This is a genomic window from Sphaerotilus uruguayifluvii (assembly GCF_013294065.1).
Taxonomy (GTDB): domain Bacteria; phylum Pseudomonadota; class Gammaproteobacteria; order Burkholderiales; family Burkholderiaceae_C; genus Sphaerotilus; species Sphaerotilus uruguayifluvii.
Genome location: NZ_JABSNM010000008.1, coordinates 113,277 through 131,863 on the forward strand (window position 1 = coordinate 113,277; position 18,587 = coordinate 131,863).

Here is an 18,587-nt window from a genome sequence, read left to right on the forward strand (position 1 = left end):
CAGGGTCATCATATCGGCCCGCCTGAAGGCAGACAGGGTCTTCCCATCCCCCTGTTCAGGGTGGTACCGCTCGACTTGTCAAAGGATGTAACGTGACAGGTCCTCGTTGCCGGCCAGCTCGCCCAGGCGCGCGTCGACCTGCGCGGCGTCGATCGACACCGTCTCGCCGCTGCGCCGCGGCGCATCGAACGAGATCTCGTCGAGCAGGCGCTCCATCACGGTCGAGAGCCGGCGCGCGCCGATGTTCTCGGTGCGCTCGTTGACGCCGTGCGCGATCTCGGCGATGCGCCGGATCGAGCCGGGCTGGAAGTCGAGCGTCACGCCCTCGGTGGCCAGCAGCGCCTGGTACTGCTTGAGCAGGCTGGCGTGCGTGCTGGTCAGGATGGCCTCGAAGTCGTCGATGCTCAGCGAGCCCAGCTCGACGCGGATCGGGAAGCGCCCCTGCAGCTCCGGGATCAGGTCGCTCGGGCGCGACAGGTGGAAGGCCCCCGAGGCGATGAACAGGATGTGGTCGGTGCGCACCATGCCGTGCTTGGTCTTGACGGTGGTGCCCTCGACCAGCGGCAGCAGGTCGCGCTGCACGCCCTGGCGCGAGACGTCGGCGCCGCCGCTGCCTTCGCCCCGGCTGGCGACCTTGTCGATCTCGTCGATGAAGACGATGCCGTTCTGCTCGGTGTTGTGCAGCGCGCGAGCGACGATTTCCTCCTCGTTGACCAGGCGCTGTGCCTCCTCGTCGATCAGCAGGCGGCGCGCCTCGGCGATGGTGAGCTTGCGGGCCTTGCGCTTGCCCTGGCCCATCTGCGAGAACATGCCCTTGAGCTGCTCGGCCATGTCCTCCATGCCGGCCGGACCCATGATCTCGACCGCGGGCCGCGCCTCGGCGACCTCGATCTCGATCTCCTTGTCCTCCATCGAGCCTTCGCGCAGGCGCTTGCGGAAGGTCTGGCGCGCGGCGCTGTCGACCGGCGCCGGCGCGGGCGCCGCAGGCTCGGCGAAGCCGAAGCCCAGGCCGCCCAGACCGGGCGCGCCGGCCGGGCGCGGCGGCGGCACCAGCACGTCGAGGATGCGCTCCTCGGCGGCGTCCTCGGCGCGGTGGCGCATCAGCTTCACCTGGCGCTCTCGCTCCTGCTTGACGGCGCTCTCGACCAGGTCGCGGATGATGGTGTCGACGTCCTTGCCGACGTAGCCGACCTCGGTGAACTTGGTCGCTTCCACCTTGATGAAGGGCGCGTCGGCCAGCTTGGCCAGCCGGCGGGCGATCTCGGTCTTGCCGACGCCGGTCGGGCCGATCATCAGGATGTTCTTCGGCGTGATCTCGGGGCGCAGCTTCTCGTCGACCTGCTGGCGGCGCCAGCGGTTGCGCAGCGCGATGGCGACGGCGCGCTTGGCGCCCTGCTGGCCGACGATGTGGCGGTCGAGCTCGGAGACGATTTCCTGCGGGGTCATGGCGCTGCTCATGCTCGGGGTCACTCCAGGGTCTCGAGGGTGTGGGACTGGTTGGTGTAGATGCACAGGTCGCCGGCGATCTCCAGCGAGCGCTTGACCACCTCGGCCGGCGCCATCTCGGTGTGCTGCAGCAGCGCGCGGGCGGCGGCCTGCGCATAGGCGCCGCCCGAGCCGATCGCCACGATGCCGTGCTCGGGCTCGAGAACGTCGCCGTTGCCGGTGATGATCAGCGAGGCGCTGCGGTCGGCCACCGCCAGCATGGCCTCGAGGCGGCGCAGCACCCGGTCGGTGCGCCAGTCGCGCGTCAGCTCGACGGCGGCGCGCACCAGGTGCCCCTGGTGCTTCTCCAGCTTGGCCTCGAAGCGCTCGAACAGCGTGAAGGCGTCGGCGGTCGCGCCGGCGAAGCCGGCCAGCACCTGCTCGCGGTAGAGCTTGCGCACCTTGCGCGCGCTGGACTTGACGACGATGTGGCCGAGCGTGACCTGGCCGTCGCCGCCAATGGCCACGGTGTTGCCGCGACGCACGCTGACGATGGTCGTGCCGTGAAAGGATTCGGTGGACATGGGGGAGCTCGCTCCGGGGGATCGCTGCGGGATGGCGCAGGTGGGGGCGGTCTGCCCGGCCTGCAAGGGGGCGCAGCGCCCGGTCGCTCAGCCCTTGCGCACGGTGACGCGCGCCTGCTCGGTGATGCCCATCGCGCCGCAGAACAGCGCGACCAGGCGGTGCGCGTCGACGAAGGTGACGTGGCGGCCTTCGGCGTGGCGGTTGATGACCCAGTTCAGCAGGTCGCCCGCGGCGATGAAGTCGATGCGGATCAGCCGCGCGCACGAGACGTGGATGATCGTCGACTTGCCGATCTGCTCGTCCATGCCGTGCAGCAGTGCGCCGATGTCGCCGAGCAGCTGGCCGTTGAGCTCGACCTGCGCGACCTCGAGCATGCCCTCGTCGGGGGTCTGCGACTCCATGAAGCCGGTGGCGACGTCGGCGATGCCGGTGGTCGGCTGCTCGACGACGATCTGGCCGGAGGTGTCCGACAGGCGCACCGTGCAGCGCGCCGGCATCCACGACGGCGGCGAGACCTCGTAGGTCATGCAGTAGTCGATCGCGGCCTGGTCGAAGTCGTTGGTGCGGTGCGCCAGCCGCAGCGCCTCCATGCGCAGCAGCCAGAACACCGGGTCGGCGTCGCGCATGCCGTTGGGCGCCATCTCGGCCAGCACCGCGAACAGCCGGTCGGCGCCGATCCAGCGCATCTCGACCGGCTCGTCCGACCATTCGTGCAGCAGCCGCGTGAGCATGCCCGCGGCCTGGGTGTCGATGCGGCGCAGCGGGCGCCAGTCCAGCACCCAGGGCAGCGGCATCTGCAGCATCTGCGAGCGCAGCAGGCCGACCGCGTCGATGTCGAGCCCCTCCGGGCTGACCCAGCCGACGCTGCCGTCGAGCTGGGCGGCGCTGCGCGCGCCGCCGCGGCCGGCACCGCGCTCGCTGCTGCTGGCCGCCTCGGCGACCTGCCGAGGCATCGAGAACCACTGCGGCGGCGACACGCCGAAGCGGTGCAGGTAGTCGAGCGCCGCGGCATCGAAGCGGGTCTGCTGGCCGGTGGCGCGGTAGTGGTCGAACAGCACATGCCAGGTCTCGGCATGCTGGGCGCGCGGGCCGCTCAGGCTGACCAGCGACAGCAGCGAGCGCTCGCACAGCTCGAAGTCGGCGTTGGCGAAGGCGATCACCGCCTCGTCGAGGTCCGGATCGTGCGCGAGCTCGGCCACCTCGAGCGCACGGCTGTCCTCGTCGAGCTGGCCGTGCACGCTGCTGATGATGCGCGGCGGCGCCGGCGGCGGCATGCCGGTGGTGTCGATGCCGCGCTTGAAGTCGGACTCCATCTGCATCGGCGCGGTCGGCTTGAATGCGTCCGACAGGTGCGGATGGGCGGCCATGACCTGCGGGGCGGTCGTCTGGTTGAAGGTCGACTCGGAGCGCGGGCCGGCCTGGCGGCCCATCACCGCGGCGGCCGGGCGGCGCGCCTGCGCGCCTTCTCCGACCATCTGGCGCTCGATCGCGTCGATCTTGCCCTTGACGTCGTCGCCGTCGGGGCGGGTGCCGTAGCTGTCGTGGCTGCGGACCTCGGAGTCGTCGAGGTGGGACAGGCTGTCGAGCCCGGCCAGACGTTCGCCGCTCAGGCCCTCGCGGCGGATGCGGCGCAGCGCGTCGAACTCGCGCTTGCGAACGAAGTCGTTGCGGCGCTTGCGCTCGATCATCGCCTTGAGCTCGGAGCGCGCGTAGTCGTCCTGGCGGGAATCCGGGCCGCTGCCGTTCAGGTCAGCCCAGTCGGTGGTCGGATTGAGCGCGAAGCGCACCACCTTGCGGAAGAATCCGCTCTTCGGGGAGTCCTTGGAGTCAGCCATGTGTGTTGCCTGGTGGCGCCGCACGCTGACTCCGGCTGTCTCCCCGGAGCTCGTCTGCGCTCAGTCGCCGAAGAGCTTTTGTTTCAGTTCCCTGCGCTGCTGCGCTTCCAGCGACAGTGTAGCGGTCGGGCGGGCCAGCAGGCGGCCCAGCCCGATCGGTTCGCCGGTTTCGTCACAGTAACCGTAGTCACCGGAGTCGATCCGGGTCAGCGCCTGCGAGATCTTCTTCAGCAGCTTGCGCTCGCGGTCGCGGGTGCGCAGCTCCAGCGCGTGTTCCTCCTCGATCGTGGCGCGATCGGCCGGATCCGGCACGATCGAGGTGTCCTCGCGCAGGTGCTCGGTGGTCTCGCCGGCGTTGGCCAGCAGGTCTTCCTTCTGGCTCTGCAGGCGCGAGCGGAAGAATTCGAGCTGCTGGTCGCTCATGTACTCGCTGTCGGGCATGGCCAGCAGCTCGGCGTCCGTCAGGTCGCGTCCCGCCTTGGTCTTCCAGGCGTTGGCGAGATTCGGGTCGGTCTTCAGGTCGTTCTGGGGCATGGGAGCCTCGGGTGGCTGGCAGTGGAGAAGGCCGTGATGGCCACCGGGTCGATCGTGCCGATTCCGGGCGCGCGGATTGTAGCGATCTCGGCCTGCGACACGCTGATCGTCTGCAGGGCGTGGCGCATCCGCCGCACCCGCTTCAGCCGACCGGGGGACATCGGTGCCTGCCTCAGGCCAGGCACTGGCTCAGGCCGGCCTGGAAGACGTCGCGCGGCAGGTCGATGCCGATGAAGACCATGCGGCTCTCGCGCTTCTCGCCCGGCGCCCACTTCGGGCCCAGGTCGCTGCCCATCAGCTGGTGCACTCCCTGGAAGATCACCTTGCGGTCGGTGCCCTTCATGTTCAGCACGCCCTTGTAGCGCAGCATCTTCGGGCCGTAGATCTGCACGATCGAGCCGAGGAAGTCCTCGAGCCGGGCCGGATTGAAGGCCTTGTCCGAGCGGAAGACGAAGGACTTCACGTCGTCGTCGTGGCGATGGTGGTGCGGGTGGTCGCAGGTCTCGCCGGGCGCGTGGTCGTGGCCGCAGTCGTGATCGTGCGCATGGTCATGGCCGTGATGGTCGTGGCCGTGGTCGTCCGCATCCAGGAAGGCCGGGTCGATCTCGAGCTTGGCGTTGAGGTTGAAGCCGCGCAGGTCGAACACGTCCTTGATCGGCACGACGCCGAAGTCGACGCGGTGCTGCGGCGCGCGCGGGTTCATGTGCTTGATGCGGTGCGCCAGCGCGTCCAGCGTGGCGGCGTCCACCAGATCGGCCTTGCTGATGAAGATCTGGTCGGCGAAGCCCACCTGGCGGCGCGCCTCCTGGCGGGTGTCGAGCTGGGCGTCGCCGTGCTTGGCATCGACCAGCGTCAGGATCGAGTCGAGCAAGAAGCTCTCGGCGACCTCGTCGTCCATGAAGAAGGTCTGCGCGACCGGGCCCGGATCGGCCAGGCCGGTGGTCTCGATGACGACGCGGTCGAAGTGCAGCTCGCCCTTGCGGCGCTTCTCGGCCAGCGTGGCCAGCGTCGCGCGCAGGTCCTCGCGGATCGTGCAGCAGACGCAGCCGTTGCTCATCTGGATGATCTGCTCCTCGGTGTCGCTCACGAGGATGTCGTTGTCGATGTTCTCCTCGCCGAACTCGTTCTCGATGACGGCGATTCGCTGGCCATGGGATTCGGACAGCACGCGCTTGAGCAGCGTCGTCTTGCCCGAGCCGAGGAAGCCGGTCAGGATGGTCGCGGGAATGAGGCCGTTGGACATGGCTGGGCGGGTCCGTTCTGTTCTGGATCGAGGGAAAAAGGGATGGACGACTGTCTGTCAAGCCCCCAGGCCTGTCAAGTCGACCCCGGTCCTTGCGGTATTCTTCGCGCATCTCCACTTCCGGCACACACCGTGTCCGAACCCCAGCCGAGTTCCCGCACCAGCGCGGATCACCGCACGCTGTTCGAGCGGGTGATCGAGTTCATCTCCCCCGGTCCCGACTCGCGCGACGAGCTGATGGAGACGCTGGCCGATGCGGAGCGGCGCGAGCTGATCGATCCCGAGTCGCGCGCGATGCTCGAGGGCGTGATCCGCATGGCCGACCTGACGGCCGGCGACGCGATGGTGGCCTCGCCGCGCATCGACATGATCGACATCGCGTCGTCGCTCGACGACGTGCTCGACGCGGTGGTCGAGACCGGCCACTCGCGCTTTCCGGTCTTCGAGGGCACGCGCGACAACATCATCGGCGTGCTGCTGGCCAAGGACCTGCTGCGCGCGCGCGGCGGCGACGCGGCGCGCGACCTGCGCGCGCTGCTGCGCCCGGCGCTGTTCGTGCCGGAGTCCAAGGGGCTCAACGAGCTGCTGCGCGACTTCCGCTCCAACCGCAACCACCTCGCCGTCGTCATCGACGAGTTCGGCGGCATCGCCGGCATGATCACCATCGAGGACGTGCTCGAGGAGATCGTCGGCGAGATCGAGGACGAGTACGACGAGAAGAAGGACGGCGAGTCGGGCCTGTACACGCTGTCGGACGGCAGCTCGCGGGTGGCCGGCGATGCGGCGGTCGCCGCGGTCAACGCGCACTTCGCCACGGAGCTGCCGGGCGAGGCGTTCGAGACCATCGGCGGTCTGGTCGCGCACGAGAACGGCCGCGTGCCGCGCCGCGGCGAGAGCGTCGACGTCGGCCCGCTGCGCTTCGTGGTGATGCTGACCCGCGGCGGCGCGGTGCGCTGGTTCCGGGTCTCGCGCATTCCCGCCCACGACGACGCCAGCGGTGGCTGAGCGCACCCCGTTCCGCGTGCCGGCGGCCGTCGGCAGCCTGCTCGCGCTTGGCGCCGGCGGCCTGCAGGCGCTGTCGCTGGCGCCCGAGCCGCGCGGCGTGCTGCAGGTGCTGGGCGCGGCGCTGCTGGCGGCGCTGGCGATGCAGGCCGCGCCGCGGCGCGCCTTCGTGCTGGGTGCGCTGGCCGGCGTGGCCTGGCTGGCGGGCACCTTCTGGTGGCTGTTCATCAGCATGTACCGCTACGGCCACCTGCCGGCCTGGCTGTCGGCCGGCGCGGTGCTGGCGCTGGCAGCGGCGCTGTCGCTCTACCTGGCCGGCGCGATGGCGCTGTTCGCGCGCTGGCGCGGGCGCGGCTTCGGGCGCGAGCTGCTGCTGTGGAGCGCGCTGTGGCTGCTGGCCGAGCTGGCGCGCGCGCAGCTGCTGACCGGATTTCCCTGGGGCGCCTCGGGCTACGCGCATGTCGACGGGCCGCTGGCGCTGCTGGCGCCGTGGCTGGGCGTGCACGGCATGGGCGCGGCCGGCGCGGCGCTGGGCTTCGTGCTGGCGCGGCTGGCGCTGCAGCCGTCCGTGCCGGCCCGCGCTGCGGCGCTGGGGATGACCGCGGCGCTGGCGCTCGCCCCGGCGCTGCGCGGGCCGGACTTCACCCGCGCCACCGGCGGCCTGTCGGTGACGCTGCTGCAGGGCAACGTGCCGCAGGACGAGAAGTTCGACTTCAGCCGGCTGCCGCAGACGCTGGACTGGCACCTGCGCGCGCTCTTCGCCTCGACCGCCGAGCTGGTGATCGCGCCGGAGACGGCCATCCCGCTGCTGCCGGCGCAGCTGCCGCAGGGGCTGTGGCAGGGCCTGGGCGAGCACTTCGCGCGCAGCACCACCTCGGCGCTGGTCGGCGTGCCGCTGGGCGATGCCGACAGCGGCTACAGCAACTCGGTCGTCGGCTTCGGCCCGGGCCGGCGCGGCGCCGAGCTCTACCGCTACGACAAGCACCACCTGGTGCCCTTCGGCGAGTTCATTCCCTGGGGCTTCCGCTGGTTCGTCGACATGATGCGCATGCCGCTGGGCGACTTCTCGCGCGGGCCGCTGGCCGCGCCGTCCTTCGCGGTCGGCTCCGAGCGGGTCGGGCCGAACATCTGCTACGAGGACCTGTTCGGCGAGGAGCTCGCCACCCGCTTCGTCGATGCGGCGCAGGCGCCGACGGTGCTGGCCAACGTCAGCAACATCGGCTGGTTCGGCGAGTCGGTGGCGGTCGACCAGCACCTGCAGATCTCGCGCCTGCGCACGCTGGAGCTGCAGCGGCCGATGGTGCGTGCCACCAACACCGGCGCGACGGTGGCGATCGACCACCGCGGCCAGGTCACCCACCGGCTGGCCCCGCATGTGCGCGGCGTGCTGGAGGCGCAGGTCCAGGGCCGCGAGGGCACGACGCCGTTCGCCTGGTGGGCCGGGCGGCTGGGTCTGCTGCCGCTGTGGGCGCTCGGGCTGGCGGGGGTGGCCTGGGCGCGGCGGCGCCGTCCGGGCTGAGCCGGCCGGCCCGAGGCCCGGGATTCAGGCCGCGCCGCTCCAGCGCCGCGCCGCCGCCTCGACCACCTCCGACAGCGGGCCGCCCTCGCCCTGGGCGCGGCGCTGCCGGCGCAGCCAGGTCGCGTCGTTGCCCTCGCCCAGCGAGTCGCGGATCTCCTGGCAGGCCTCCCAGGACTTCAGGTCGACGGCATGGGCGTCGACCTTCGCCAGCGTGCGCACGATGTCGTCGCGCAGCCGCACCCGCTCCTTGGTCTGCGGGTCGACGATCTCGCCGGCCAGCCCGAAGCGGCAGGCCTGGAAGCGGTTGTAGGTGTAGACGAGGTAGTCGTCCTCGGCCGGCTCGAAGGGGCGCTCCTCGAGCAGGTGGCGGCAGATCGCCTGCAGGTAGCAGGCCAGCGCGGCGGCCTTCTCGACCGTCAGCGGCGTGTCGCACACGCGCAGCTCGATCGTGCCGTACTCGGGCTTGGGGCGGATGTCCCAGTAGAAGTCCTTCATCGACTTGACCACGCCGGTGCCGGCCATCTTGTCGAAGTAGGCGCCGAATTCCTCCCAGCTGCGCACGAAGGGCGCGCGCCCCGACAGCGGGAAGGCGAAGACCGAGTTCAGCCGCGCCGAGTCGAAGCCGGTGTCCTGGCCCTGCACGAAGGGCGAGGAGGCCGCCAGCGCGATGAAGTGCGGCACGTAGCGCGACAGCGCGTGCAGCAGCCACAGCGCGCGGTCGCCGTCGGCGCAGCCGACGTGCACATGCTGGCCGAAGACGGTGAACTGCTTGGCCAGGTAGCCGTAGAGGTCGCTGAGGTAGTGGAAGCGCTCGCCGGGATAGATCTGCTGCTCGCTCCAGTGCTGGTAGGCGTGCGTGCCGCCGCCGGCGATGGCGATGTTGAGCCGGCGCGAGGCCCGCACCAGCTGGTCGCGCATGTCGCGCAGCTCGGCCAGCAGCGGCGCGTGCTCGCGCTGGATCGAGGTGCCGATCTCGATCATCGAGCGGGCGATCTCGGGCTTGATGTCCCAGGCGCCGGTGTGGCGCGCGGTCTCGCGCAGCAGGTCCTCGGCCTGCGGCACCAGATCCTGGTCATGCGTGGAGACCAGCTGGAGCTCGAGCTCGACGCCCAGCGTCAGCGGTTCGGAGGTGGCGAAGTCCTGCAGCGGCATGGCGGGGGTCTTTCCGGGTCGCGTCGTTCGGGGCGTTCTGGACGTTCTGGACGTTCGGGGTCAGTCGGGGCGGCCGTCGCTCTCGCGCGCGACGACCCGCAGGCCGAGCTGCAGCCACACCGGGCCGCTGAGCTGCAGCAGCGTCAGCGCGATCAGCAGCGCCTGCATCGGCTCGGCCGGCGGCGCCGGCAGGCCGGCCGGCCAGCCCAGCGTCGCGCTGGTCAGCAGCACCGTCAGTCCCGAGGCGGGCTGCAGCGCCAGTCCCAGCCCGAGCGACTGCCGCCAGCCCAGGCCGCTCGGGCGCGCCAGCAGCAGCACCGTGCCGACCTTGGCCAGCAGCCGCGCGCCGATGATCGCCACCACCAGCGGCCACAGCCGCAGCATGCCGTCGAGCGTCGACAGCAGGCCCAGCGTCAGCAGCAGCAGCAGCGTCAGCGCGGCGCCGCCGCTGCCGAGCTGCGGCTCGACCTGCAGCCGGTGGCCCATGCGCGCGCGCGCCACCATGCCGGCCACCAGCAGCGACAGCAGCGGCGAGACGGTGAACTGCGCCGCCAGCATCGCCGCGATCACCACCAGCGCGAGCTGCAGCGTCGCCAGCCCGGTGCCGCGGATCTGCCGGCTCAGCCGCTCGAGCAGCAGCCCGGCGAAGGCGCCCAGCAGGTAGGAGCCGCACAGCGCGTACAGCACGCCGGCGGCCACCGGCTGCCATTCGAAGCCGTCGGCGTCCAGCGTCACCGCGATCTGCCAGATGCTCAGCGCCAGCACCGCGCAGACGGTGTTGACCGCGGTCATCACCAGCAGCCGCTCGGTGACCTGGCCGCGCGGACGCAGCTCGCCCACCACCGCCATCGTGATCACCGGCGAGCCGGCCATCGCCACCGCGCCGGCCAGCAGCGCCGCCGAACCGGCCACGCCCAGCGCCGACAGCGCCAGCGTGACCGCCACGCCGGCCAGCAGCGCCTCGGCGACGCTCTTGACCGCCAGCCAGGGGTTGTCGCGCAGCCAGCGCGGCCGGATGCGCGTGCCCAGCTCGAACACCAGCAGCCCGACGGCCAGGTCGAGCAGCGGCTTCCAGGGATCGAGCTCGGCGCGGGCCACCAGGCCCAGCGCCAGCGGGCTGGCCAGCGCGCCCACCAGCATCGCGCCCAGCGCGCGCGGCAGCCCGGTGGCGCGGCGCACCGCCTCGCCCGCCAGCAGCGCCACGATCATCAGCACCGCCAGCCCCATCACCGGGTCGGCCCCGCGCAGCGCCTCGATCGGCCACAGCGCGATCTCCCGGCCCAGGTCGGCCGCACCGGCGCGCGTCGGCTCGAGCGCGTTCAGATCCTCGGTCGCCGGCAGCAGCCGGACCATGGCGTCGGACAGGGCGATGCGGCTCAAGTCGGGTCTCCTGGAAGCGGCGTGGGGCTGCGGCGCGGCCGCAGCGTGGGGGGCTGAGGGCCTCGAATCGCCGGATGTCGTGAAAAGAGTCACGATTCGTCGCGAGGGCGAACCAGTGTAGCGATGCACTGCGACAGCACCGTAACAACCGGCTGAAATCGGGGACAGCCGGTGAACCGGGGCGGGCCGGGGATAATGTCCGATTACCCATCGAACCCCTGCCATGGCTCTTCTCTCCCTCCAGGACGCCTGTCTCGCCTACGGTCATGTCGCGCTGCTCGACCACGCGGCGATGTCGCTCGAGCCGGGCGAGCGCCTCGGCCTGATCGGCCGCAACGGCACCGGCAAGTCCTCGCTGCTGAAGATCTTCGCCGGGCTGGAGAAGCCCGACGACGGCCTGATGCAGCTCCAGCAGGGCCTCCGGCGTCACTACGTGCCGCAGGAGCCGCAGTTCGCGCCGGGCGCGACGGTGTTCGAGGCGGTGAGCGTCGGCGTGGCCGAGGCCAAGGCGCTGCGCGAGCGCTACGAGGCGCACGCGCCCGGCGAGGACCTGGACGCGCTGCAGAGCCGCATCGAGGCGCTCGACGGCTGGACCTGGGAGCAGCGGGTGAACGAGACGCTCGAGCGGCTGCAGCTGGCGCCCGAGCGCATCGTCGACGACCTCTCCGGCGGCCTGAAGAAGCGCGTGGCGCTGGCGCAGGCGCTGGCGGCCGCGCCCGACGTGCTGCTGCTCGACGAGCCGACCAACCACCTCGACCTGGAGGCGATCGTCTGGCTGCAGGACCTGCTGGCCAGCTTCCGCGGCGCGGTCATCCTGATCACGCACGACCGCGCCTTCCTCGATGCGGTCTCGACCCGCATCCTCGAGCTCGACCGCGGCCAGCTGCGCAGCTACCCCGGCAGCTTCAGCGCCTACGAGGCGACCAAGGCGCGCGAGCTGGAGGACGAGGCGCTGGCCAACGCCCGCTTCGACAAGCTGCTGGCGCAGGAGGAGGTCTGGATCCGCAAGGGCGTGGAGGCGCGGCGCACCCGCAGCGTCAGCCGCGTCAACCGGCTGGTGGCGCTGCGCGAGCAGCGCGCCGCGCGCCGCGACGTCGTCGGCAAGGTGCGCCTGGAGCTCGACACCGGCAGCCGCAGCGGCAAGATCGTCGCGGAGCTGGAGGGCGTGGCCAAGTCCTACGGCGCCCGAGCCATCGTGCGCGACTTCACCGCGACCATCCTGCGCGGCGACAAGGTCGGCCTGATCGGCCCGAACGGCGCCGGCAAGACCACGCTGCTCAAGCTCATCCTGGGCGAGATCGCGCCGGACGCCGGCACGGTGCGCCAGGGCACGCAGCTGCAGGTGGCCTATTTCGACCAGATGCGCGACGCGCTCGACCTCGACGCCACGCTGGCCGACACCATCAGCCCGGGCAGCGAGTGGGTCGAGATCGGCAGCACGCGCAAGCATGTCATGGGCTATCTGGGCGACTTCCTGTTCTCGCCGGCGCGGGCCAACTCGCCGGTGCGCACGCTGTCGGGGGGCGAGCGCAACCGCCTGCTGCTGGCGCGTCTGTTCGCCAAGCCGGCCAACGTGCTGGTGCTCGACGAGCCGACCAACGACCTCGACATCGAGACGCTGGAGCTGCTCGAGGAGCTGCTGCAGGACTACGCCGGCACCGTCTTCGTGGTCAGCCACGACCGGCGCTTCCTCGATGCGGTGGTGACCAGCACCATCGTCAGCGAGGGCGACGGCCGCTGGCGCGAGTACGAGGGCAGCGTCGAGGACTGGCTGGCGCAGTCGCAGCGCGCCGCCGCGCTGGCGGCCAAGGCGGCGAAGTCCGCGCCGAAGGCCGAGGCGCCGGCACCCGCCGCTGCGCCGGTGGCCGCGGCGGCGGCGCCGACCCCGGCCACCCCGAAGCGCAAGCTCAGCTACAAGGAGCAGCGCGAGCTCGACGAGCTGCCCGCGCGCATCGCCGCGCTCGAGGACGAGCAGAAGGCGCTGGGCGAGCTGCTCAACGGCTCCGAGCTCTACACCCGCTCGCCCGAGAAGGTCGCCGAGACGCACGCCCGCTTCGCCGCGATCGACGAGGAACTGCTGGCGCTGCTCGAGCGCTGGGAAGAGCTCGGCAGCCGCTGAGCGCCCGCTCAGGCCGCCCGGGCGGTCCGGTGGCTGGCGCCCTGGGGCGAGAGCCGGCGGTGCCAGTGCACGAAGGCGGTCGACAGCATCAGCGCCTCGCCGTCGGCGACATGGTGGTCGGCCTCGATCACGGTGCGGCACAGCTGGATCAGCTCGGCGCACAGGCCGGGATCGTCGATGTCGTCGATCAGGTCGCCGATCAGCCGCGGGTCGATGCGCGACGGATCGGTCCAGGCCATCGGCGCCTGCACCTGCAGGTCCTCGCACAGGCCGTGCAGCACGTCGCGGAAGGCCTCGGCGCTCAGGCCGAGGCGCTGCGCGATGTCGTGGCGCTGCAGCGTGTCGATCTCGATCAGGCTGACGTGACCGTCGGCGATCAGCGCCAGCGCGACGATGCGGGCGGCGGCTTCGGGGCTGTTGACGGGATAGCTGCGCATGAGGGGCTCCTGGAGGCGTGGCGGTGTGGGGCGGGTGTTCAGTCGAGGTCGGCGCGGGCGTGCTCGCGATCGCGATCGCGCTCGGCGGGCCGGCGGCGCGAGGCCCGCGGCAGTTCGCGCAGGCGCTGCCAGTGCTCGCCCAGCGCGCGGCTGATGCGCGCCAGCGCCTGCTCGAAGGCGCGCTGCCAGCTGTCGGCCTCGGCGCTGACGGTGAGGTGGCCCAGGCGCGGGCCGCGCAGCTCGATGCGGCACTGCTTGTCGATGCCGCCGCGCGGTCCGTTGACGTCCTCGAGCAGCACGCGGGCCTGCGGCACCAGCGCGCCCAGGCGCCGGGTGGCGAAGCGCAGGCGCCGGATCACCTGATCGCGCAGCGACCGGGCCTGGGCATCGCGGGACTCGAACATCACATCCATCGTCGGTCTCCTTGGGGGTGGCGAGGGGAATCGATGTCTCAAGGCTAAGGTCGGGAACCTTCCCTGAAAACCAGCGTCTGCCTGATGGACCTTCCCTGAAAACGGGAAGGTTGGCCGGAACTCCGCCTCCTCCCTGTCGCTCCGTCCCTGCCGATGAGCCTCGATTTCAGCTACCGCCATCTCTACTACTTCTGGGTCGTCGCCCGCGAGGGCGGCATCTCGCGCGCGGCCGCCCGCCTGGGCATGGCGGTGCAGACCGTCAGCGCCCAGGTGCACGAGCTCGAGCGCGAGCTCGGCCACGCGCTGCTGCGCCCGGCCGGGCGCGGCGTCGCGCTGACCGAGGCCGGCGAGGAGGCGATGCGCCAGGCCGACCTGATCTTCCAGCTCGGCGAGCAGCTGCCCGAGCGGGTGCGCGGCGCGGCGACGACGCCGGTGCGCCGGCTGCAGGTCGGCGTCGGCGACGGGCTGCCCAAGATGGTGGTGTGGCGGCTGCTGCAGCCGGTGCTCGACGAGCCGGACCTGCGCCTGAAGGTGGTCGAGCAGCCGGTCGACGACCTGCTGGCCGATCTGGCGCTGCACCGGCTCGATCTGGTGCTGGTCGACCGCGCGCCGGCGCCGCATCCGGGCCTGCGGCTGCGCACCCGGCTGCTGGGCGTCTCGCCGGTGGCCTGGTATGCGGCCCCCGCGCTGCTCGCGGCGGCGCAGGACGATTTCCCGCGCTCGCTGGCGCGCGTGCCGGTGCTGCTGCCGCTGCCGCCGGCGACGATGCGCGTGCAGATCGATCCCTGGTTCGAGCGCGCCGGCGTGCGTCCGCGCATCGTCGGCGAGTTCGAGGACAGCGCGCTGCTGAAGACCTTCGGTGCGCGCGGCATGGGCGTGTTCCCGGCAGCCGAGTGGGTCGAGGACGAGCTGCTGGCGCGCTACGGCGTGTGCCGCGTCGGCGACTGCGCCGGGGTCGACGAGCCCTTCCACGCGATCTGCGCCGAGCGCAGCGTGCCGCATCCGCTGGTGGCGCGGCTGGTGCCCCCGCGACCGGGGGCGACGGCGCGCCGGGCGCCGGGCCCGCGGGCCTGAGCCCGCGTCGGGCGCCTCAGCGCACCTTGCCGAGCAGCGTCTGCACGTCGCCGAGCATGGCCTCGAGCTTGGGCGCGTCGTCCTCGCTGAGGTTCAGCTGCGCGCGCATTTCCTGCTGCATGAAGCACACCGTCATGCGCACGTAGGCGCTGTCGAGCGCCTTGCGCACCGCGGCCATCTGGCTGGCGATGTCGAGGCAGGGCTCGCCGCCTTCGATCATGCGCTGGATGCCGCGCAGCTGGCCCTCTGCGCGCTTGAGCCGGTTGAGGATGTCGGTTCGACTGGATTCGTCCTGGAGCTGGGCCATGTTGCAAGCCTGGATGGGATTGACCGAGGGTTTCGGGATGCGCATTGTCCCTGCTCCGTGACACATCGTGGTGGATTCCTGCGAAACGTTTCCACCGCTCAGCGGCAGCAGGCTCCTCCGGTCGTGTCGTCGCGCACGCCGAGCTTGCGCAGGATCGTGCCCAGCGGGCAGACGTTCGTGAAGCCGAACTGCAGCAGGTTGGCGCCGACGAAGGCGGTGAAGGCCAGGGCCCACCTGCTGACGAACAGCGGGCTGCCCTCGACGCCCAGGGCCAGCGAGATCAGGATGAAGCTGCCCGCGAAGATGCGGATCAGGCGGTCGACGGTCATGTCAGGCTCCTTGGGAATGGCGGCGTCGGTAGACGGCGAAATACAGCACCGGGATCACGACCAGCGTCAGCAGCGTCGAGACCAGGATGCCGAAGATCAGGGCGATGGCCAGACCGTTGAAGATCGGGTCGTCGAGGATGAAGAAGGCGCCGATCATCGCGGCCAGGCCGGTCAGCGCGATCGGCTGCGCGCGCACCGCGGCCGAGTTCATGACGGCTTGCTTGAACGCCATGCCCTGCGCGACCTGCAGCTCGATGAAGTCCACCAGCAGGATGGAGTTGCGCACGATGATGCCGGCCAGCGCGATCATCCCGATCATCGAGGTCGCGGTGAACTGGCTGCCCAGCAGCGCGTGGCCCGGCATCACGCCGATCATCGTCAGCGGGATCGGCGCCATGATGATCAGCGGCGTCAGGTAGTTGCGGAACTGCGCCACCACCAGCAGGTAGATCAGGATCAGGCCGACGCCGTAGGCGGCGCCCATGTCGCGGAAGGTCTCGTAGGTGATCTGCCACTCGCCGTCCCACTTGATCGCGTACTGGCGGTAGGGGTCGCCGGGCTGGCGGATCCAGAACTCGGCGATCTCGCCGGTGCCGGGCAGCGCGGCGTCCCCCAGCTTCGGGCGGATCGCGAACAGGCCGTACAGCGGCGAGTCGAGCCGGCCGGCCATGTCGCCGAAGACGTAGCTCACGCCGTGCAGGTCCTTCGTGAACAGCGGCTTGTCGATCACGCCCTTTTCCACGCGCACCAGCTCCGACAGCGGCACGAGCTGGCCGTTGGCGGCGCGCAGCGGCAGGGCCAGCAGCGCGTCGAGCCCGACCTGCGCCTCGCGCGGCAGCTGCAGCCGCACCGGCACCGGGTACTTGCTCTGGCCGTCGTGCAGCCAGGCGGCGTCCAGGCCCGAGAGCGCGCCGTACACCGTCTGCGCCACCGCGGCCACCGGGATGCCGAGCGACTCGGCACGCTGGCGCTGCACGCGCAGGAAGGCGCGCGGCGCGTCCTCCTTCAGCGTGGTCTCGACGCCGACGATGTCGGGCGTGGCGCGGAAGGCCGCGGCGACGCGCGCGGCCAGGCGCTGGCGGCCGGCCTCGTCGGGGCCGTAGACCTCGGCGACCAGCGGGCTCATCACCGGCGGGCCCGGCGGCACCTCGACGACCTGGATGCGCGCGCCGTGCGCGGCGGCGATTCGCTCCAGGGCCGGGCGGTGGCGCTGCGCGATGACGTGGCTCTTGTCGCTGCGGTGGTGCTTGTCGACCAGGTTGACCTGCAGGTCGCCCTGCTCGGCGTCGGCGCGCAGGTAGTACTGCCGCACCAGGCCGTTGAAGGTGATCGGGCTGGCGGTGCCGGCGTAGCCCTGCAGGTTCTGCACCTCGGGCTGCTTCGCCAGATACGCGCCGAGGTCGTGCAGCGTCGCCGCGGTGTCCTCCAGCGCGCTGCCGGCCGGCATCTCGACGATGACCTGGTATTCCGACTTGTTGTCGAAGGGCAGCATCTTCAGCACGACCAGCTGCACGACCGCCAGCCCGACGCTCAGGAACAGCGCGCCGAGAATGCCCGCCAGCAGCAGCCAGCGCTTCGCGGCGCTCTCCAGGAAGGGCGACAGGATGCGCGTGAAGAGCGCCGGCAGCTTCGCCGCCATCCCGCTCGGCGCGGCGTGGCCGTCGCCGTGGCCCTGGGCGTGCGACTTCATCAGGTGGGCGGCCAGCCACGGTGTCACCGAGAACGCGATCGCCAGCGAGATCGCCATCCCGAGGCTCGAGTTGATCGGGATCGGGCCCATGTACGGCCCCATCAGCCCGGAGACGAAGGCCATCGGCAGCAGCGCCGCGATCACCGTGAAGGTGGCCAGGATGGTCGGGCCGCCGACCTCGTCGACCGCGGCCGGAATGATCTCCAGCAGCGGCCTGTGCGGCTCGAGCTGCTGGTGGCGGTGGATGTTCTCGACCACCACGATGGCGTCGTCGACCAGGATGCCGATCGAGAAGATCAGCGCGAACAGCGAGACGCGGTTGAGCGTGAAGCCCCAGGCCCACGAGGCGAACAGCGTCGCCGTCAGCGTCAGGATCACCGCGGCGCCGACGATGACCGCCTCGCGCCGTCCGAGCGCGAAGCCGACCAGCAGGATCACCGAGCCGGTCGCGAACGCGAGCTTCTGGATCAGCTTGTTGGCCTTCTCGGCGGCGGTCTGGCCGTAGTCGCGCGTGACCGTCATCTCGATGCCGGCCGGGATCACGGTGCCGCGCAGCTCCTCGAGGCGGGCGCGCGCGGCCTGCGCGACGTCGACGGCGTTCTGGCCGGGCTTCTTCGTCACGGTGATCGTCACGGCCGGGTGCACGCTGCCGGCGTCCGAAGCGGCGCCGGCCGGCGTGAACCAGACATGGCGCTGGGGCTGCGCGGCGCCGTCCTCGATCGCGGCGACCTCGCGCAGGTAGACCGGCCGGCCGGCATGCACGCCGACGACCAGGTCGCCGACCTCGTCGGCCGAGCGCAGGAACTCGCCGGTCTCGACCGACAGCATCTGCGCGCCGCCGTCCGGGGCACGGTTCGCCTCGCGGTCGACCACCGTGCCGGCCGGCATCGCCAGGCTGGCGGCCTTCAGGGTCTGCTGCAGCCGCAGCACGTCGACGCCGCGCTCGCGCAGCCGGCTCGGGTCGAGGCTGACCTGCACCGCGCGGCCCGGGCCGCCGATCGTCTGCACCTCGCGGCTGCCGGGCACGCGCTTGAGCTCGACCTCGATCGAGCGCGCGACGCGCTCGACCTCCAGCGCCGAGGCCTCGTCGCGGCTCCACAGCGTCACGCCGAGCACCGGCACGTCGTCGATGCCCTTGGGCCGCACGATCGGCGCCAGCGTGCCCAGGCTCGCCGGCAGCCAGTCCTGGTTGGCGTTGAGCACGTCGTACAGGCGCACCAGCGCCTCGGTGCGCGGCACGCCGACCTGGAACTGCACCGTCAGCACCGCCACGCCGGGCCGCGCCACCGAATAGGTGTGCTCGATGCCGGCGATCTGCGAGAGCACCTGCTCGGCCGGCCGAGCGACCATGTTCTGCACGTCGGCGCTGCTGGCTCCGGGGAAGGGGATCAGCACGTTGGCCATCGTGACGTTGATCTGCGGTTCTTCCTCGCGCGGCGTCACCAGCACCGCGAACAGGCCGAGCAGCAGCGCGACGATCGCCAGCAGCGGCGTGATCGCGTTGGCCTGGAAGACGGCCGCCATGCGGCCGGCGATGCCGCGC

16 protein-coding genes are annotated in these 18,587 nt (G+C 71.5%); 4 read left to right on the forward strand and 12 right to left on the reverse strand.

Annotated elements, in window-relative coordinates; genetic code table 11:
• Positions 1–78 precede the first annotated feature (78 nt).
• From hslU to HNQ01_RS10710, 5 genes are all read right to left on the reverse strand, one after another.
• The gene (hslU, locus tag HNQ01_RS10690; RefSeq protein ID WP_173805423.1) at positions 79–1,458 is read right to left on the reverse strand and encodes an ATP-dependent protease ATPase subunit HslU; all 1,380 of its coding nucleotides are present in this window, start codon (positions 1,456–1,458) and stop codon (positions 79–81) included.
• An 8-nt stretch (positions 1,459–1,466) separates the two neighbouring features.
• Entirely contained in the window at positions 1,467–2,009 is a 543-nt protein-coding gene (gene hslV, locus HNQ01_RS10695; RefSeq protein ID WP_173805424.1) for an ATP-dependent protease subunit HslV, read from the reverse strand.
• Positions 2,010–2,096: 87 nt separating this feature from the next.
• A complete protein-coding gene (locus tag HNQ01_RS10700) occupies positions 2,097–3,845 on the reverse strand; it encodes an STAS domain-containing protein (RefSeq protein ID WP_173805425.1) in 1,749 nt (582 codons plus the stop codon).
• A gap of 60 nt (positions 3,846–3,905) precedes the next feature.
• On the reverse strand, positions 3,906–4,379 hold the full coding sequence (gene dksA, locus HNQ01_RS10705) for an RNA polymerase-binding protein DksA (protein WP_173805426.1): 474 nt from the start codon (positions 4,377–4,379) through the stop codon (positions 3,906–3,908).
• Positions 4,380–4,551: 172 nt separating this feature from the next.
• Positions 4,552–5,622 (reverse strand): CobW family GTP-binding protein, encoded by a 1,071-nt coding sequence (locus HNQ01_RS10710; RefSeq protein WP_173805427.1) that lies wholly within the window; start codon positions 5,620–5,622, stop codon positions 4,552–4,554.
• Positions 5,623–5,754: 132 nt separating this feature from the next.
• Here HNQ01_RS10710 and HNQ01_RS10715 point away from each other — a divergent pair, with 132 nt between their 5' ends.
• Both HNQ01_RS10715 and lnt read left to right on the forward strand, forming a co-directional pair.
• Positions 5,755–6,627: an HlyC/CorC family transporter gene (locus HNQ01_RS10715; RefSeq protein WP_353621684.1), complete on the forward strand. Its 873-nt coding sequence runs from the start codon at positions 5,755–5,757 to the stop codon at positions 6,625–6,627.
• Positions 6,620–8,143: an apolipoprotein N-acyltransferase gene (gene lnt, locus HNQ01_RS10720; protein ID WP_353621685.1), complete on the forward strand. Its 1,524-nt coding sequence runs from the start codon at positions 6,620–6,622 to the stop codon at positions 8,141–8,143. The genes HNQ01_RS10715 and lnt overlap by 8 nt, the downstream gene beginning before the upstream one ends.
• 24 nt (positions 8,144–8,167) lie before the next feature.
• On the opposite strand, the gene HNQ01_RS10725 is transcribed toward lnt, so the two are convergent.
• Together HNQ01_RS10725 and HNQ01_RS10730 are read right to left on the reverse strand one after the other, a co-directional pair.
• Entirely contained in the window at positions 8,168–9,295 is a 1,128-nt protein-coding gene (locus tag HNQ01_RS10725; RefSeq protein WP_173805429.1) for a YbdK family carboxylate-amine ligase, read from the reverse strand.
• Positions 9,296–9,355: 60 nt separating this feature from the next.
• Positions 9,356–10,675, reverse strand: a complete 1,320-nt coding sequence (locus HNQ01_RS10730) for a cation:proton antiporter (protein WP_286180687.1) — start codon at positions 10,673–10,675, stop codon at positions 9,356–9,358.
• 223 nt (positions 10,676–10,898) lie between these two features.
• Here HNQ01_RS10730 and HNQ01_RS10735 point away from each other — a divergent pair, with 223 nt between their 5' ends.
• A complete protein-coding gene (locus tag HNQ01_RS10735; RefSeq protein WP_173805430.1) occupies positions 10,899–12,794 on the forward strand; it encodes an ATP-binding cassette domain-containing protein in 1,896 nt (631 codons plus the stop codon).
• An 8-nt stretch (positions 12,795–12,802) separates the two neighbouring features.
• Here HNQ01_RS10735 and HNQ01_RS10740 read toward each other — a convergent pair whose 3' ends face one another.
• On the reverse strand, positions 12,803–13,231 hold the full coding sequence (locus HNQ01_RS10740; protein WP_173805431.1) for a TerB family tellurite resistance protein: 429 nt from the start codon (positions 13,229–13,231) through the stop codon (positions 12,803–12,805).
• A 38-nt stretch (positions 13,232–13,269) separates the two neighbouring features.
• The gene (locus HNQ01_RS10745; protein WP_173805432.1) at positions 13,270–13,644 is read right to left on the reverse strand and encodes an HPF/RaiA family ribosome-associated protein; all 375 of its coding nucleotides are present in this window, start codon (positions 13,642–13,644) and stop codon (positions 13,270–13,272) included.
• Between the two features lie 153 nt (positions 13,645–13,797).
• Here HNQ01_RS10745 and HNQ01_RS10750 point away from each other — a divergent pair, with 153 nt between their 5' ends.
• A complete protein-coding gene (locus HNQ01_RS10750; RefSeq protein ID WP_173805433.1) occupies positions 13,798–14,718 on the forward strand; it encodes a LysR family transcriptional regulator in 921 nt (306 codons plus the stop codon).
• A gap of 16 nt (positions 14,719–14,734) precedes the next feature.
• Here HNQ01_RS10750 and HNQ01_RS10755 read toward each other — a convergent pair whose 3' ends face one another.
• From HNQ01_RS10755 to HNQ01_RS10765, 3 genes are all read right to left on the reverse strand, one after another.
• Entirely contained in the window at positions 14,735–15,025 is a 291-nt protein-coding gene (locus HNQ01_RS10755; RefSeq protein WP_173805434.1) for a metal-sensing transcriptional repressor, read from the reverse strand.
• Between the two features lie 98 nt (positions 15,026–15,123).
• The gene (locus HNQ01_RS10760) at positions 15,124–15,354 is read right to left on the reverse strand and encodes a YgaP family membrane protein (protein ID WP_173805435.1); all 231 of its coding nucleotides are present in this window, start codon (positions 15,352–15,354) and stop codon (positions 15,124–15,126) included.
• A 1-nt stretch (position 15,355) separates the two neighbouring features.
• Complete coding sequence (locus HNQ01_RS10765; RefSeq protein ID WP_173805519.1) at positions 15,356–18,568, reverse strand: efflux RND transporter permease subunit; 3,213 nt, start codon at positions 18,566–18,568, stop codon at positions 15,356–15,358.
• Positions 18,569–18,587: the final 19 nt, after the last annotated feature.

Excerpts from the sequence above, each read along its gene's own strand:
- hslU (WP_173805423.1), bottom strand. The coding sequence starts at position 1,458 with ATGAGCAGCGCCATGACCCCGCAGGAAATCGTCTCCGAGCTCGACCGC.
- hslV (WP_173805424.1), bottom strand. The coding sequence starts at position 2,009 with ATGTCCACCGAATCCTTTCACGGCACGACCATCGTCAGCGTGCGTCGC.
- HNQ01_RS10700 (WP_173805425.1), bottom strand. The coding sequence starts at position 3,845 with ATGGCTGACTCCAAGGACTCCCCGAAGAGCGGATTCTTCCGCAAGGTG.
- dksA (WP_173805426.1), bottom strand. The coding sequence starts at position 4,379 with ATGCCCCAGAACGACCTGAAGACCGACCCGAATCTCGCCAACGCCTGG.
- HNQ01_RS10710 (WP_173805427.1), bottom strand. The coding sequence starts at position 5,622 with ATGTCCAACGGCCTCATTCCCGCGACCATCCTGACCGGCTTCCTCGGC.
- HNQ01_RS10725 (WP_173805429.1), bottom strand. The coding sequence starts at position 9,295 with ATGCCGCTGCAGGACTTCGCCACCTCCGAACCGCTGACGCTGGGCGTC.
- HNQ01_RS10735 (WP_173805430.1), top strand. The coding sequence starts at position 10,899 with ATGGCTCTTCTCTCCCTCCAGGACGCCTGTCTCGCCTACGGTCATGTC.
- HNQ01_RS10740 (WP_173805431.1), bottom strand. The coding sequence starts at position 13,231 with ATGCGCAGCTATCCCGTCAACAGCCCCGAAGCCGCCGCCCGCATCGTC.
- HNQ01_RS10745 (WP_173805432.1), bottom strand. The coding sequence starts at position 13,644 with ATGGATGTGATGTTCGAGTCCCGCGATGCCCAGGCCCGGTCGCTGCGC.
- HNQ01_RS10750 (WP_173805433.1), top strand. The coding sequence starts at position 13,798 with ATGAGCCTCGATTTCAGCTACCGCCATCTCTACTACTTCTGGGTCGTC.
- HNQ01_RS10755 (WP_173805434.1), bottom strand. The coding sequence starts at position 15,025 with ATGGCCCAGCTCCAGGACGAATCCAGTCGAACCGACATCCTCAACCGG.
- HNQ01_RS10760 (WP_173805435.1), bottom strand. The coding sequence starts at position 15,354 with ATGACCGTCGACCGCCTGATCCGCATCTTCGCGGGCAGCTTCATCCTG.
- HNQ01_RS10765 (WP_173805519.1), bottom strand. The coding sequence starts at position 18,568 with ATGGCGGCCGTCTTCCAGGCCAACGCGATCACGCCGCTGCTGGCGATC.